This window comes from Streptomyces sp. NPDC050164 (assembly GCF_044459945.1).
Classification (GTDB): domain Bacteria; phylum Actinomycetota; class Actinomycetes; order Streptomycetales; family Streptomycetaceae; genus Streptomyces; species Streptomyces coeruleorubidus_A.
In genome coordinates this window covers 13,771-28,667 of sequence record NZ_JBITJK010000044.1, presented here as the reverse complement: position 1 = coordinate 28,667, position 14,897 = coordinate 13,771, and the positions used below count along the sequence as shown (strand labels likewise).

General features: G+C 70.6%; 14 protein-coding genes and 1 pseudogene. 8 read left to right on the top strand and 7 right to left on the bottom strand.

Features of this window, described 5'->3' with window-relative positions; translation table 11 throughout:
• Positions 1-34: 34 nt before the first annotated feature.
• From ACIBNA_RS37980 to galU, 5 genes are all read right to left on the bottom strand, one after another.
• On the bottom strand, positions 35-655 hold the full coding sequence (locus tag ACIBNA_RS37980) for a GNAT family N-acetyltransferase (protein ID WP_399169838.1): 621 nt from the start codon (positions 653-655) through the stop codon (positions 35-37).
• A gap of 23 nt (positions 656-678) precedes the next feature.
• Positions 679-1,179, bottom strand: coding sequence for a molybdenum cofactor biosynthesis protein B (locus tag ACIBNA_RS37975; protein ID WP_399169790.1), 501 nt, complete (start codon positions 1,177-1,179; stop codon positions 679-681).
• Positions 1,176-1,670, bottom strand: a complete 495-nt coding sequence (gene moaC / locus ACIBNA_RS37970; protein ID WP_086845559.1) for a cyclic pyranopterin monophosphate synthase MoaC — start codon at positions 1,668-1,670, stop codon at positions 1,176-1,178. The genes ACIBNA_RS37975 and moaC overlap by 4 nt, the downstream gene beginning before the upstream one ends.
• 62 nt (positions 1,671-1,732) lie before the next feature.
• Positions 1,733-3,070: a gephyrin-like molybdotransferase Glp gene (glp, locus tag ACIBNA_RS37965; RefSeq protein ID WP_399169789.1), complete on the bottom strand. Its 1,338-nt coding sequence runs from the start codon at positions 3,068-3,070 to the stop codon at positions 1,733-1,735.
• 4 nt (positions 3,071-3,074) lie between these two features.
• Positions 3,075-3,977: a UTP--glucose-1-phosphate uridylyltransferase GalU gene (gene galU, locus ACIBNA_RS37960; protein ID WP_399169788.1), complete on the bottom strand. Its 903-nt coding sequence runs from the start codon at positions 3,975-3,977 to the stop codon at positions 3,075-3,077.
• 93 nt (positions 3,978-4,070) lie between these two features.
• On the opposite strand from galU, the gene ACIBNA_RS37955 reads away from it, so the two are divergent.
• Positions 4,071-4,694 carry a 5-formyltetrahydrofolate cyclo-ligase gene (locus tag ACIBNA_RS37955; protein WP_399169787.1) on the top strand — a complete coding sequence of 208 codons (624 nt, stop codon included), beginning with the start codon at positions 4,071-4,073 and terminating at the stop codon, positions 4,692-4,694.
• A gap of 58 nt (positions 4,695-4,752) precedes the next feature.
• On the opposite strand, the gene ACIBNA_RS37950 is transcribed toward ACIBNA_RS37955, so the two are convergent.
• On the bottom strand, positions 4,753-7,566 hold the full coding sequence (locus ACIBNA_RS37950; protein ID WP_399169786.1) for a penicillin acylase family protein: 2,814 nt from the start codon (positions 7,564-7,566) through the stop codon (positions 4,753-4,755).
• Positions 7,567-7,804: 238 nt separating this feature from the next.
• On the opposite strand from ACIBNA_RS37950, the gene ACIBNA_RS37945 reads away from it, so the two are divergent.
• The 6 genes from ACIBNA_RS37945 to mscL all read left to right on the top strand — a co-directional run bounded on the left by ACIBNA_RS37945 (position 7,805) and on the right by mscL (position 13,581).
• Positions 7,805-9,334 (top strand): potassium/proton antiporter, encoded by a 1,530-nt coding sequence (locus ACIBNA_RS37945; protein WP_399169785.1) that lies wholly within the window; start codon positions 7,805-7,807, stop codon positions 9,332-9,334.
• A 276-nt stretch (positions 9,335-9,610) separates the two neighbouring features.
• Positions 9,611-10,921, top strand: a complete 1,311-nt coding sequence (locus ACIBNA_RS37940) for an MFS transporter (RefSeq protein ID WP_399169784.1) — start codon at positions 9,611-9,613, stop codon at positions 10,919-10,921.
• Positions 10,922-10,988: 67 nt separating this feature from the next.
• Positions 10,989-11,315, top strand: coding sequence for an FmdB family zinc ribbon protein (locus ACIBNA_RS37935; protein ID WP_399169783.1), 327 nt, complete (start codon positions 10,989-10,991; stop codon positions 11,313-11,315).
• 77 nt (positions 11,316-11,392) lie between these two features.
• Positions 11,393-12,271 (top strand): S-methyl-5'-thioadenosine phosphorylase, encoded by an 879-nt coding sequence (locus tag ACIBNA_RS37930; RefSeq protein WP_399169782.1) that lies wholly within the window; start codon positions 11,393-11,395, stop codon positions 12,269-12,271.
• Between the two features lie 146 nt (positions 12,272-12,417).
• Positions 12,418-13,002 (top strand): hypothetical protein, encoded by a 585-nt coding sequence (locus ACIBNA_RS37925; RefSeq protein ID WP_399169781.1) that lies wholly within the window; start codon positions 12,418-12,420, stop codon positions 13,000-13,002.
• 120 nt (positions 13,003-13,122) lie between these two features.
• A complete protein-coding gene (mscL, locus tag ACIBNA_RS37920) occupies positions 13,123-13,581 on the top strand; it encodes a large conductance mechanosensitive channel protein MscL (protein ID WP_399169780.1) in 459 nt (152 codons plus the stop codon).
• Positions 13,582-13,606: 25 nt separating this feature from the next.
• Here the strand turns inward: mscL and ACIBNA_RS37915 are convergent, their stop codons facing one another.
• The gene (locus ACIBNA_RS37915; protein ID WP_399169779.1) at positions 13,607-13,789 is read right to left on the bottom strand and encodes a hypothetical protein; all 183 of its coding nucleotides are present in this window, start codon (positions 13,787-13,789) and stop codon (positions 13,607-13,609) included.
• A gap of 56 nt (positions 13,790-13,845) precedes the next feature.
• On the opposite strand from ACIBNA_RS37915, the pseudogene ACIBNA_RS37910 reads away from it, so the two are divergent.
• Positions 13,846-14,115 (top strand): annotated as a pseudogene (locus ACIBNA_RS37910) (low temperature requirement protein A); the annotation flags it as partial.
• Positions 14,116-14,897 lie beyond the last annotated feature (782 nt).

Genomic DNA, 14,897 nt, shown 5'->3' with positions numbered 1-14,897 from the left:
GACGGTCACCTGCCGATCAATTTCGAACATGCATTCAATTTCCGGGGTGGTGCCGGATTCCCGGATTACTCTCTGATCGTGCCCGGTGCCAGCGCCTGAGCAACCCGTCCGGCACCTCTTCCGCCGTGAGCGCGAAGACGAGGTGGTCGCGCCAGGCCCCGTCGATGTGGAGATAACGCGGCCGGAGTCCCTCCTCACGGAATCCGAGTTTCTCCACGACCCGGCGGCTGGGCCCGTTCTCCGGGCGAATGCAGACCTCGATGCGGTGCAGCCCGACCGTGCGGAAACAGTGGTCCACGACGAGCGCCACCGCCGTCGGCATCACCCCGCGGCCGGCCACCGCCTCGTCCACCCAGTAGCCGACATGCCCCGAGCACATCGAGCCCCAGGTGATTCCGGCCACGGTCAACTGCCCCACCAGCCGCCCCTGGTACTCGATGACGAAGGGCAGCATCCGGCCCGCGTTCGCCTCCGACCTGAGGTGGCGGACCATCTGGCGGAAGGTCGGCCGGTGCGCGAACGGCCCGCCGGGGGTAGGCGGCGGAATGGTCGCCTCCCAGGGGCGCAGCCAGTCGCGGTTGCGCCGGTTGACCTCGCGCCACGCCCGCTGGTCGCGCAGCTTTATCGGCCTGAGGACGATGTCGCCGTCCACCAGCTCGGCGGGCCAGGATGGGCTGTTCAGCTCGCACCCCCACTGCCGGGTCTGGGGTGGTCACCGCCGCGGAGCTGCTCGACGGCGTGGACCAGCAGCGGCTCCAGCACCGCCAGTCCGTCCTTCACGCCGCCGCTGGAGCCGGGCAGGTTGACGATCAGCGTCCCGCCCGCCACTCCGGCCAGGCCCCGGGAGAGCGCCGCGGTCGGCACCTTCTGACGGCCGAACGCCCGGATGGCCTCGGCGATGCCGGGGACCTCGTGGTCGATCACCCGACGGGTCGCCTCGGGGGTGCGGTCGGTGGGCGAGATGCCCGTGCCGCCGGTGGTGACGATGACGTCGTAGCCGGTCTCGACACCGGCGCGCAGGGCCGCCTCCACCGGGTCGCCGTCGGGGACGACCTGCGGGCCGTCGACCTGGAATCCGAAGCCCTTCAGGGCGTGGGCGATCAGCGGGCCGCCCTTGTCCTCGTAGATCCCGGCGGCGGCCCGGTTGGAGGCGGTGACGACGAGAGCGCGGTATGTCATGCCCGGCTCCAGTCGCCCGACTTGCCGCCCGTCTTCTCCTCCACCCGTACGTCCGTGATGACCGCTCCCTTGTCGACCGCCTTGACCATGTCGATCACGGTGAGCGCGGCGACGGAGACCGCCGTGAGGGCCTCCATCTCGACGCCCGTCCGGTCGGTCGTCTTCACGGTGGCCAGGATCTCCACCGCGTCGTCCGCGACCGACAGGTCCAGTTTCACACCGGACACCGACAAGGGGTGACAGAGCGGGATCAGATCCGGGGTGCGTTTGGCGCCCATGATCCCGGCGATCCGCGCGGTCGCGAGGGCGTCGCCCTTGGGGACGCCCTCGCCGCGCAGCAACTCGATCACACGGGGCGAGACGAGGACGCGTCCGCTGGCGCGGGCGGTGCGCGCGGTCACGTCCTTCTCGGACACGTCGACCATGCGGGCGGCACCCGCCTCGTCGATGTGCGTCAGGCGGTCCTGCGTAGGGGGGTCCTGCGTGCTCATGCTGTGTGGCGCTCCCGGTCCGGGCCTGCTGTGCGCGACACGGTACCCCCAACCAGCGCCTCTCAGCCGAGCAGGATCACCTCGACCTCGGTGCCGGGCTCGACGGACTCGGTGTCCTCGGGGACGACGATCAGCGCGTCGGCGTGGGCGAGGGCCGCGATCAGGTGGGACCCGGCGCCGCCGACCGGGGTCACCCGCCCGTCGTCGTACGTGCCGCGCAGGAACTGGCGACGGCCCTTCGGGGAGGTCAGCGCCTTGTCCGCGGTCAGGGTCGCCCGGGTCGTCGGCCGGTGGACGTCCTGAAGGCCCATGAGGGCGCGGATCGCGGGGCGGACGAACAGTTCGAAGGAGACGTACGACGACACCGGGTTGCCGGGCAGCGCCAGCAGCGGGGTGTGGTCAGGGCCGATGGAGCCAAAGCCCTGGGGTTTTCCGGGCTGCATGGCGAGCTTGCGGAACTCGATGCCGCTGCCCGCCTCGTCCTCGTCGGCGACGTGGGACAGGGCCTCCTTGACGACGTCGTACGCCCCGACGCTCACGCCGCCGGTGGTGACCATCAGGTCGGCCCGGACCAGCTGGTCCTCGATGGTGGAGCGCAGGGTCTCGGCGTCGTCGGCGACGGCGCCCACGCGGTAGGCGATGGCGCCGGCGTCACGGGCGGCGGCGGTGAGGGCGAAGCTGTTGGAGTCGTAGATCTGACCGGTGCCCAGTTCCGCGTCGGGCTGGACGAGTTCGCTGCCGGTGGAGAGCACCACCACGCGCGGGCGCGGGTGCACGCGCACCGTGCCGCGGCCGATCGCGGCGAGCAGGCCGATCTGGGGCGGGCCGAGGATCGTACCGGCCTCCAGGGCGCGGTCGCCGGCCTTCACGTCACTGCCCTTCGCGCGCACGTGCGCGCGGGCCTCGGCCGGTCGGTACACCTGCACCTGCCCGGTGGCGCCCTCGGGGCCGAGGCTGCGGGCGCGCATGCCGCGCACCGGGCCCTCGCCGAGCCCGCCGTCGGTCCACTCGACGGGCACGACCGTCTCGGCGCCGGGCGGCAGCGGAGCGCCGGTCATGATGCGGGCGGCCTGGCCGGGGCCCACGTGGAGCAGCTCGGCCTGGCCCGCGGCGACGTCCCCGACGACCTCCAGGGCCGCCGGGAACTCCTCGCTCGCGCCCGCCACGTCCGCGACCCGTACCGCGTAGCCGTCCATCGAGCTGTTGTCGAAGGGCGGCAGGGACACCGGCACCGTGATGTCCTCGACGAGGACGCAGTCCTGGGCGTCGAGCAGATGCAGCTCGATGGGTTCCAGAGGCCGGACGGTGGCGAGGATGTCCTCCAGGTGCTCCTCCACCGACCACAGGTGGTCGGTGCCCGAGTGGTCCTGGCCGGTGACGCGGGGCGCGGCGCTGCTCAACGTGTTACATCTCCTCGGCTACGTAACTGCGAAGCCAGGTCCGGAAGTCCGGGCCCAGGTCTTCACGTTCGCACGCGAGTCGGACAATGGCACGCAGGTAGTCGCCGCGGTCGCCGGTGTCATAGCGGCGGCCCTTGAAGACGACGCCGTGCACCGGGCCGCCGATCTTCTCGTCTTCGGCGAGCTGCTGGAGGGCGTCCGTGAGCTGGATCTCACCGCCGCGACCCGGCTCGGTCCTGCGCAGTATGTCGAAGATGTGCGCGTCGAGGACGTAGCGGCCGATGATCGCGTAGTTCGACGGGGCGTCGGCCGGGTCGGGCTTCTCGACGAGGCCGCTGACCTGGACGACGTCGCTGTCCTCGGTGGTCTCGACGGCGGCGCAGCCGTAGAGGTGGATCTGCTCCGGGGCGACCTCCATGAGCGCGATGACGCTGCCGCCGCGCTGCTCCTGGACCTCGACCATGCGCTGGAGCAGGGGGTCGCGGGGGTCGATCAGGTCGTCGCCGAGGAGGACGGCGAAGGGCTCCTCCCCCACGTGCGGGGCGGCGCACAGGACGGCGTGGCCGAGGCCCTTGGGGTCGCCCTGGCGGACGTAGTGCATGGTCGCGAGGTCGCTTGACTCCTGCACCTTGGCGAGGCGGCCGGCGTCGCCCTTCTTCTGCAGCGCCGACTCCAGCTCGTAGTTGCGGTCGAAGTGGTCCTCGAGGGGGCGCTTGTTGCGGCCCGTCACCATGAGGACGTCGTCGAGACCCGCCGCGACGGCCTCCTCGACCACGTACTGGATCGCCGGCTTGTCCACGACCGGCAGCATCTCCTTGGGAGTGGCTTTGGTGGCCGGCAGGAACCGGGTACCGAGGCCTGCTGCTGGAATGACAGCCTTGCTGATCCGAGGGTGCGACTGAGTCATGCCCGCCACCATATCCGGTGCCTTTGCGCGGAATCCGCGGCTCCGGTTCATAGGCGCTCATATGAGCGTATTGCAACGGTACGGGAGCAACCTTTGAGTCACATCGGACGTCCGGGCGAGCCTGACAAGCGGAGTTTGCGGCGCGAGATCCTCGCGGTGAGGAACAGGTTGACGGCGGATGACCTGCGGGAAACCTCGGTCGCGCTGGCCGGGCGGGCGCTGGAGCTGCCCGAGTTGGCGCGGGCCGGCACGGTGGCGGCGTACGTCTCCGTGGGGAGCGAACCGGGGACGCTCGCGCTCCTGGACGCGCTGCGCGCCCGGGGCGTACGCGTCCTGCTCCCGGCCCTGCTGCCCGACAACGACCTCGACTGGGGCGTCTACGAGGGCGAGCGCTCGCTCGCGCGCGTCCAACACGGCGGCAGGATGGCCCTCTTCGAGCCCGCGGGCGAGCGCCTCGGGCCGGACGCCGTGACCACCGCCGACGCCGTGCTGCTGCCGGGGCTGGCGGTCGACACGCGCGGGATGCGGCTGGGGCGCGGCGGCGGCTCGTACGACCGTGTGCTGGCGCGCCTGGAGCGGGCGGGGGTGCGTCCCGCGCTGGTGGTGCTGTTGTACGACTCGGAGGTGGTCGAGCGCGTCCCGGAGGAGCCGCACGACCGGCCGGTGCACGCGGTGGTGACGCCGTCGGGGGTGCGGCGGTTCGGGCCGGAGACCTGATGCGAAACGGCCCTCCACGCGTGCGTGGAGGGCCGTTTCGGTTTCCGGCGTCAGCGGCTCACGGCTTGAGCACCAGCTTGTCGGTCGTGCCGTCCTCGACCGCCTGGTCCGAGAAGGACCACGGGAGCAGTTCGCCGTCGGCCCACTTGTCCGTCTGGTCGACGTAGTGGGCGCTGTAGGCGTGTCCGGAGGCGCCGCTGAGGTTGATCCAGCGGGACTTGTCCAGGTCGCCGAGGTTCACGACCATCCGCATGGACGGCACCCACACCACGCCGTAGCCGCCGGCCGCGTTCCAGCCGGTCGCGTTGACGGTGGCCTCGCCGCCGCTGAGCTCCCACGGGCCGCGGTTGAGGGCGTACTGGAGGAAACCGGGGCCCTCGGTGCCGAGGGTCTCGTTCTTCAGGAACAGGCGGTGCAGCCGGCCCCAGGTCCAGGTGTCGATGTCCTTGCCGAGCTTGGCGGTCAGCTCCCAGCGGGCGTCGATCATCGCGCGCTTGAACAGCTGGTCGCGGTTGACGGCGGCGGGGCGGGTGCCCGCCTTGGGCGTCTTCCACCAGTCGCTGTCCGGCTGGTCCATCAGCTTGCGGACCACCTCGAACCAGCGGTCGCCGCCGTCGGGCTGCGCCTGGTCGGGGTCGCGCTCGCCGCACTCGCGCACGTCCTCCGCCTCGTCGGCGGGCCCGGTGGTGTTGACCGGCTTCACCCACAGGCACTGGCCCTTGACCCGCAGCTCCTTGGGCAGCTTGTTGCCGAAGGCGAGCTTGAGGATGTTGCGCCAGACCGCGTTGAAGTAGGCGGCGGCCGCCGAGTCGGTGTCCTGGGTGTAGTCCCAGCCCTCCAGCAGCTTCTGCGCCTCGCGCACGTCCTTGTTGCCGGTGTCGATCTTGAGCAGCGTGGGCACCAGCAGCCGGGCGATCTCGCTGCTGTTGTCCAGCTGCATCTGGCGCATGTCGTCCGTGGAGATCTTTCCGTCGTCCTTGATCTTCGACTGGATCAGGTCGGTGATCCGCTGGCTGCGCGTGCCGTAGCCCCAGTCCTCGGTGAGCGTGTACGGGTACTTGTCCGGGTCGATCACGGCCTGGTTGGCGGTGACGATGTAGCCCCGCTTCGGGTTGTACTCGTACGGCAGCGCGTCCTGCTCGATGTAGCCGGTCCAGCGGTACTTGGGATCCCAGCCGGGCGCCGGGACGGAGCCGTCGTCGTCCTGGGAGCGCATGGGGATCCGGCCCGGCAGGGTGTAGCCGATGTTGTCCTCGGTGTCCGCGTAGATCAGGTTCTGCGAGGGCACCTCGAACAGTGCGGCGGCCTTGCGGAAGTCCGTCCAGTTCTTCGCCCGGTCCATGGCGAAGACGGCGTCCATGGTGGTGCCCGGCTGAAGCGCGGTCCAGCGCAGCGCGACGCCGTAGCCGTCGCCTCTGTCGGGTGCGGCGGTGTCGACGGTGGCCTTCCTGCCGACCTTCACGAGCTCCTTGGCCCGGTCGGACAGCAAAGGCCCGTTGTTGGTCTCGCGGACGACGATCTTCCTGGGCGAGCCGCCGGCGACCTTGATGGTCTCCTCGCGCGTCTCGAAGGGCTTGACCTTGCCGTCGTACAGGTAGCCGGCGCCGGTGATCTTCTCCAGGTAGAGGTCAGTGACGTCGACGCCGGAGTTGGTCATGCCCCAGGCGACGTCCTGGTTGTGACCGATTATCACGCCGGGCATGCCGGCGAAGGTGTAGCCGCTGACGTCGTACTGGCACGCGCTGGAGACGCTGCGGCAGTGCAGGCCCATCTGGTACCAGACGGACGGCAGCGAGGGCGACAGGTGCGGGTCGTTGGCCAGCAGCGGCTTGCCGGTGATGGTGTGCTGCCCGCGGACGACCCAGGAGTTGGAGCCGATGCCGTCGCCGTTCACGCCGACGGCCGGCGGGAGGTCGCTCAGGACATCGCTGAGGCCGGTGAGCTGGCTGTCCAGGCCCGAGGTACCGGAGGCGGTGCCGGAGGCCGTGCCCGAGGTGCCGGAAGCCGTGCCCGAGGTGCCCGCCGTGCCGGTGGAGGCACCGCCGGTTCCGCTCGTGCCGCCTGTGCCCGTGCCGCTGGTGCCGCCCTGTTCGAACGCCCCCGCCAGCTCGTCGTACTGGCCCTCCTGGACGATCGCCTTGTTCCGGCTGTACGGGTACTGCGGGTACAGCTCGGCGATCTGCTTCGGGCCGAGACGGCTGGTCAGCAGGGCGCGGTCGACCTCGTCCTGCATGTTGCTGCGCAGGTCCCAGGCCATCGCCTTCAGCCAGGAGACCGAGTCGACCGGGGTCCACTTCTGCGGCTTGTAGTCGTTGGTGAACCCGAGCGCCGCGTACTCCAGGGAGATGTCCTTGCCGTCCTTGCCGTGGAGGTAGCTGTTGACCCCCTCGGCGTAGGCCTGGAGGTACTTCTTCGTGGCGGCCGACAGCTTGGTGTCGTACTCCTGCTTGGCGACCCGTTCCCAGCCGAGCGTGCGCAGGAACTCGTCGTTGTCGACCTGGCTCTTGCCGAACATCTCCGACAGCCGGCCGGCGGCCATGTGGCGGCGTACGTCCATCTCGTAGAACCGGTCCTGCGCCTGGACGTAGCCCTGTGCCATGAACAGGTCCGCGTCGGAGGACGCGTAGATCTGCGGGATGCCGTGGTTGTCCCGTTTGACCTCGACGGGTCCCGAGAGGCCCTTGAGCGTGAGGGTGCCCTTGGTCTGCGGGAAGGAGGCCCGGACGGTGCTGATGGACCAGTACGCCCCGAAGGCGACGCCTCCGATCAGTGCCAGCACCAGGACGAGCACGATCAGACGTGCTTTGCGCCCCTTTCTCCTGCCGGACTTGCCGGGCTGCTGACCCGTGGAGGCGGTGGTGTCGGTGGGCATCGCTGTCCTTGCTGTCCTAAGTCGAGCGGCAGGTTCGGCTGTGCTTTTAACTGAGCGCTGGAGCAACGATAGGCGCAGGGTCTTGCGCCTCTTGACGCGGAGTCGGGAACCAGCACGGACGAACGTTCGATCTCGCCCTCGGAAGCGTCAAGAAATCGTCAAGAGTTAGGTAAGGTAACGAAGTAGTTGGCGCGATGCGCCACAGCTTCATGTGCGATGTACGTGAGCCCACGCGCGCGTGCGTGTGAGCCAGGGAAGGACTCGGCCGCTGACTGTTCACCACCTCAACCAGCTCCTGCTCGTCTGCTCGCTCGTCCTGCTCGTCGCCGTCGCAGCGGTACGGATCTCCTCGCGCAGCGGGCTCCCCAGCCTGCTCGTCTACCTGGGGATAGGCGTCGCCATGGGCCAGGACGGCATCGGCGACATCCACTTCGACAACGCCGAGCTGACCCAGGTCATCGGATACGCGGCCCTGGTCGTGATCCTGGCCGAGGGTGGTCTGGGCACGAAGTGGAAGGAGATCAAGCCGGCCCTGCCGGCCGCCACGGCGCTGGCGCTGGCCGGTGTCGCGGTGAGCGTCGGGGTGACGGCGTCGGCCGCGCACTACCTGATCGGGCTGGAGTGGCGGCAGGCGCTGATCATCGGGGCGGTCGTCTCCTCGACCGACGCGGCGGCCGTGTTCTCCGTGCTGCGGAAGATCCCCCTCCCCGCGCGCGTGACGGGCACGCTGGAGGCGGAGTCCGGCTTCAACGACGCCCCGGTGGTCATCCTCGTGGTCTCGCTGTCCACGGCGGGCCCGGCCGAGCACTGGTACGTGCTGCTGGGCGTGATCCTGCTGGAGCTGGCCATCGGCGCGGCCATCGGGCTCGCGGTGGGCTGGCTCGGCTCCTGGGGGCTGAGGCACGTGGCGCTGCCGGCCTCCGGCCTCTACCCGATCGCCGTCATGGCCATCGCCGTGGTGGCGTACGCGGCGGGCGCGCTGGCCCACGGCAGCGGCTTCCTCGCGGTGTATCTCGCCGCGATGGTGATGGGCAACGCGCGGCTGCCGCACTGGCCGGCCACGCGCGGCTTCGCCGACGGGCTCGGCTGGATGGCCCAGATCGGCATGTTCGTCCTGCTCGGCCTGCTGGTCACCCCGCACGAGCTGGGCGACGACATCGTGCCCGCACTCGTCATCGGGCTGGTGCTGACCATGGTGGCGCGTCCGCTGAGCGTGGTGGTCTCCCTGCGGCCCTTCCGGGTTCCGTGGCAGGAACAGGCCCTCATGTCCTGGGCGGGGCTACGCGGGGCGGTGCCCATCATCCTGGCGACCATCCCGATGGTGGAGGGCGTGGAGGCGAGCCGCCGGATCTTCAACATCGTCTTCATCCTGGTCGTCGTCTACACCCTGGTCCAGGGCCCGACGCTGCCGTGGCTGGCCCGCACTCTGCGCCTGGGCGACGGTTCGGAGGCCGCCGACCTCGGCATCGAGTCGGCCCCGCTGGAGCGGCTGCGCGGGCACCTGCTGTCCGTGGCGATCCCCGAGGGGTCGAAGATGCACGGCGTGGAGGTCAACGAGCTACGGCTGCCGCCCGGCGCCGCCGTGACGCTCGTCGTACGCGAGTCGGAGTCGTTCGTTCCGCTTCCTACGACGGTGCTGCAACGCGGAGACGAACTGCTCGTCGTGGCCACGGACCCCGTGCGGGACGCGACGGAGCGGCGGCTGCGCGCGGTGGGCCACGGCGGCAAGCTGGCCGGATGGCTGGGGACGGACGGGGCGAGTCGTTAAGGGCGGTTTTGCATCGTTCGCGTCGCCCTGATTTCGCAGGCGGGCGCAGCCACCGTGCTCTTTTTCACAGGCAGGTCCACGCAGGTGCCTGTACGATGAAGGCGTTACCCAAGATCGAACCAACTCTGCCTGACGCAGAGCTGGCGCGACCGTATGGCGGTCGGGTGGCCCCTCCTCACCGGGCCCCGGCATCTACCGCAGTTCCGCGCAAGAGGACAGCTCTCGGCGCCGCCCGCTGACGGGCCCGCGCTACCAGGCGGCAGAAAGGCACGGGCCGTGGTGTCCACGGTCACCTCGAAGAAGTCGAAGAACTCGATGACCTCGAAGAACTCGACGGCTTCCGCCCGCCCGGGATACGGCCGGCTGCTGCGCACCCGCGGCGCCTGGACGTTCCTGCTCCCCGGCTTCGCGGCGCGCCAGCCGTTCGCGATGCTGACCATCTCCATCGTGCTGCTGGTGCAGCACACCACCGGCTCCTACGGGGCGGCGGGCGCCGCCGCTGCCGTCACCGGTGTCTCCATGGCGCTGTTCGCGCCCTACAGCGGCCGCCTCGCCGACCGCTACGGGCAGCGTGCCGTACTGATCCCCGGGGTGCTGCTGCACGCGCTGTCCGGGTTGACGCTGACGGCGCTGGCGCTCATGGACGCCCCCTTGTGGGCGCTGTTCGTGGCGGCCGTCCCGACCGGTGCCTCGGTGCCGCAGGTCGGGCCCATGGTGCGGGCCCGCTGGGGCGTGAAGCTCAAGGACTCGCCGCTACTGACCACGGCGGCGGCCTTCGAGTCCGTCACGGACGAATTGACCTTCGTCGTCGGCCCGCTGCTGGCCACCGCCCTGTGCACGGCCGTCGACCCGGCCGCCGGGCTGGTCACGGAGGCCTCGCTGACCCTGATCGGCGGTCTGCTGTTCGCCGCGCAGAAGAGCACCCAGCCCTCGGTCACAGGCCGCGGCCACGCGCGCGTGGAGCACGCATCCGCGCTGCGGATCCCCGGGGTGCGCGTGCTGATCGTGACCTTCCTGGGCATCGGGTCCGTCTTCGGCGGCATGCAGGTCTCGCTGGCCGCGTTCACCGAGTCGATCGGCGAACCGGGCCTCAACGGCGTCCTCTACGGGGTCTTCGCCGCGGGCAACATGCTCTCCGGCCTCGTCTGCGGCGCGATCGCCTGGAAGGTGGCACCGCAGCGGCGCCTCGTCGTCGGCTACACGGCGCTCGCGCTCACCGCGTCGGGCCTGTGGGCCGCCCACTCGGTGCCGGTCCTCGCCGGGCTCGGCCTGCTGGTCGGCATGTGCATCGCGCCCGCCCTGATCACCGGCTACACCCTGGTCGAGAGTCTGGTCCCGGCCGGCGCCCGCACCGAGGCCTTCACCTGGCTGACCGGCGCGGTGGCGCTCGGCCAGGCGGCCGCCGTCACGGTCGCCGGGCAACTTGAGGACCTCTTGTGGGGCGGCGCCGGTTTCCTGGTGCCGATGGGCGGCACCGCGCTCGCCCTGGCGACCCTCCTGGCCCTGCGTTCCCGGCTGGCCGGACGCGCCCAGGGCCGCACCGTCGCACGTGGCGTGGGTCACCGCGTGCCGGTGGCAGTGGACTGAACGGCCGGAATACGTCAAGATGGATCGTCGTTAGCACTCATCGAGTGAGAGTGCCAGGAGGAAGACAGTGCCCACCTACCAGTACCAGTGCACCGAGTGCGGCGAGGGCCTCGAGGCGGTGCAGAAGTTCACCGACGACGCCCTCACCGAGTGCCCCAGCTGCAAGGGCCGCCTGAAGAAGGTGTTCTCGGCGGTCGGCATTGTCTTCAAGGGCTCCGGCTTCTACCGGAACGACAGCCGCGGCTCCTCGTCGAGCAGCTCCCCGGCGTCGAAGTCGTCGAGCTCCTCGTCGTCGTCCTCCGACTCCGGCTCGGGTTCCGGCTCCGGCTCCGGCTCCGGTTCGAGCACGTCGTCGAGCACCGGCAGCTCCACCAGCAGCAGCACGGCCGCGTAAGGCCTGTTTCTTACGGGACCCTGTCGCCTTTCGGCGACGGGGTCCTCGGCATTTCCGCGTGCGGTTAGGGTGCGGGCATGGCGAACAAGGCGAACGTGGCGAACGCGGGCGGCGGGGCGAACGTGGAGGGCGCCGGTATCGGCGTCATCGGCGGCTCGGGGTTCTACTCCTTCCTCGACGAAGTGACCGAGGTCCAGGTCGACACCCCGTACGGGTCGCCCAGCGACTCCCTCTTCCTCGGCGAGGTCGCCGGCCGGCGCGTCGCCTTCCTGCCCCGGCACGGACGGGGCCACCACCTGCCGCCGCACCGGATCAACTACCGGGCCAACCTGTGGGCGCTGCGGTCGGTCGGCGTGCGCCAGGTGCTCGCCCCGTGTGCCGTCGGCGGCCTGCGTCCCGAGTACGGGCCGGGCACGCTGCTGGTGCCGGACCAGCTCGTCGACCGGACCAAGTCCCGCGCGAACACGTACTTCGACGGGCTGCCGCTGCCCGACGGGACGGTGCCGAACGTGGTGCACGTGTCGCTGGCCGACCCCTACTGCCCCGCCGGGCGGGCCGTCGCGCTGAAGGCGGCGCGCGGCCGGGACTGGGAGCCTGTGGACGGGGGCACGCTGGTCGTCGTCGAGGGGCCGCGCTTCTCCACCCGTGCCGAATCGTTGTGGCACCAGGCGCAGGGCTGGTCGGTGGTGGGCATGACCGGCCACCCCGAGGCGGCGCTCGCCCGCGAGCTGGAGCTCTGCTACACGTCCCTGACCCTGGTCACCGACCTCGACGCCGGCGCCGAGGCCGGGGAGGGCGTCTCGCACGACGAGGTACTGCGGGTGTTCGCGGCGAACGTGGACCGGTTGCGGGGCGTGCTGTTCGACGCGGTGGCGGGGTTGCCGGGGGAGGACGAGCGGGGCTGTCTGTGCGTGAACGCGTTGGGTGGGATGGATCCGGGGTTTGCGTTGCCGTAGAGCGGCGTAGTGGGAACGGAACTTGCCGTTCGGGTGAGGGAGTTGTCCACAGGGCGGTGGCAGGTCCACAGGCCTGAGCGGGCGGTGGTGGGAAGCCTCATCGTGGGGAGCGCAAGCCGGTCGCTCGTCACAGGTGGTGGTCCTCCATGTCCCTCGCTCCGTCTTCCTCTTTCCTCACCCTGCCTTCTTCATCCACCTCGCTCCCGCCCGGACCTGAGGTGCCGGCGGCGCGTGAGGTGCCGCGGTTCGACCCCGTACGGGTACGCGGCGGCCGGACCGGCCGGCTCCTGCGTAACCGGCGGCGGGCCCTGGCCGTGGGGCTCGCGGTCACCGCGACCGCGTTGATCGCGGCCGGACCGCGGGGCTCCGACGGGGCCCGTGGGCATCCCCGGGCTCAGCCTCCCGGGCACGCGGCCCCGGCGTCCGGGGAGCAGTCCGTGCGGACGCGTCGTGCCGTGGAGGCGGTGACGGCCCCGGTGCGGATCGCCGACGCGGCCACCGTGCGGCTGCTGCGGCCCGGGGACCGGGTCGACGTCATCGCCGCCGAGGAGACGGTGTCGGGCGGTGCTGCCCGGGTGGTCGCGCGCGGGGCCAGGGTGACGAAGGTGCCGGAACCGCTGGAGGGCGCGGCCGACGGCGGTGCGCTCGTCGTGCTGTCGGTGCCGCGTGCCACGGCGGCCCGGCTCGCCGGTGCGAGCGCCACCGCGCGGTTGGCGGTGACGCTGTGGTGACGTCCCTGGTCTCGTCAAGTCGCTCGTTCGAGGGACCCAGGTGCTCCGTTCGGCGCAACGTTGACGTAGGTTGCGGAGCGTTTTGTTCCGCAAGCTGCTCGTGCGAGGAGATACCCCGAGGTGAGCGAGAAGAAGGAACCGAGCCTCTGGGAGGGCTTCAAGGCCTTCCTGATGCGCGGGAACGTCGTCGATCTGGCAGTGGCGGTGGTGATCGGCGCCGCCTTCACCAACATCGTCAACGCCGTGGTGAAGGGGATCATCAACCCCGTCGTCGGAGCCATCGGGACCAAGAACCTCGACCACTACAGCTCGTGTCTGAGCTCGACGTGCGAGGGCGAGCAGGGCATCCGGATCCTGTGGGGTTCCGTCCTCGGCGCCACGCTGAGCTTCGTGATCACCGCGGCGGTCGTCTACTTCCTGATGGTCCTGCCCATGGCGAAGTACCTGGCCCGGCTGGAGGCCCGCCGCAAGGAGAAGGAGGGCACGCAGGAGGTCATCGAGGTGACGGAGCTGGAGGTGCTGAAGGAGATCCGGGACACGCTGGTCGCACAGCGCGGCTCCGGACACGACCGGCAGTAGCGCCACGGGCGGCCGCCCTGCCGGCTCAGAGGTGGTGGGGCGGCTTCTCGTCGAGGAAGCGCTTGAGGTCGGCCGCGCCACCGCCACCCGCATCGGAGCGCTCGCCCCAGCCGCGGTCGGTGTCGTCGGAGGACTGCTGGTCGAGCGGGTCGTCGAAGACCAGCGCGGGCTTCGGCGCGCGCGGCTCGGGATCGGGGGCGGTGCTCATGCGTCCAGGGTACGGTCGCGGAGAAATTCCCCGCGCCGTCTGTTGTGCTGGGAATCATGACGTCCAGCCCCACTCCCCCGCCCGTCCCCTCCGGCGCGCCGGTCCCCTCCGGCGCGCCCGGCGGCCGGGGGCCGCTGCGCAGGCTCAGGGCCCGCGGACGCGACGAGGCGCACCGGGCGGCCTCGCCGCTGGAGCTCTTCTTCGACCTGTGCTTCGTCGTGGCGGTGGCCCAGGCGGGCATCCAGCTGGTGCACTCCGTCGCCGAAGGGCACGCGGGCGAGGGGATCCTCGACTACGCGATGGTGTTCTTCGCCCTGTGGTGGGCGTGAACCAACGGAGCAACACCATACCGTGGGGCGCTGACCAGTGCCTATGCCCAGGCAGCAGAAACCCCGCCCATGACCCGGGGGAGAGTCACAGACGGGGCAGCTCAGTGGGGCGCAGTCATCGACGCATCAGGGCCGCTGCTGCGCTCTCCGGGTGGCCGTACACGTGGTGCTGGAATTGCAGCTCGCAGGTGTCAGCGGATCCGTCCAAGTCTCCGGCGTACCTGAACAGACGCAGCGCCATGGCAAGCGCCGCACAGACAGCGCATGTGTCCTCGTCTACCGGGCCAGAACGTGGGGTCAGATGCGACTCACCGTTAATGATCATGTGGCAGTGCCTCCAGCAGTTTGGCCGCTGAGCCAACCGGCAGCGTCCCGAGTTCGACGTACGCACGTCCGCTGTTCGTGACCAGGGAACGCACCCGCGCGGTGTCACGCTCAGGGATTCCGGCGCGCTGTAGGGCTGCCCTCAGTAGTGCCGCTGTGTGCTCAGCCTCAGCGCGTGCGCTCTTGTACTCGTCCATCGGGATCATCTGGCCATCTCCTCTCGCTGGCGCCGCTCATGGGCCACGAGATAGGGGCGGACAATCCCAATCGCTTCACCGCTCAGCGGAGGCACGCGGGGCGCAGGGCGGATCGAGGCTCTGTGGCGCCCCCTGGCCGGCAGTAAGCGGCTCAGCAGCCTCGCGATAGCGTTGAGCATGTCGTCAACCCCTAACCGGTTGGTGGCCACGCCCCCGGACGTTCGCAGCGTCGCGGGGGTCTTCCGTGCCTGCCGATCG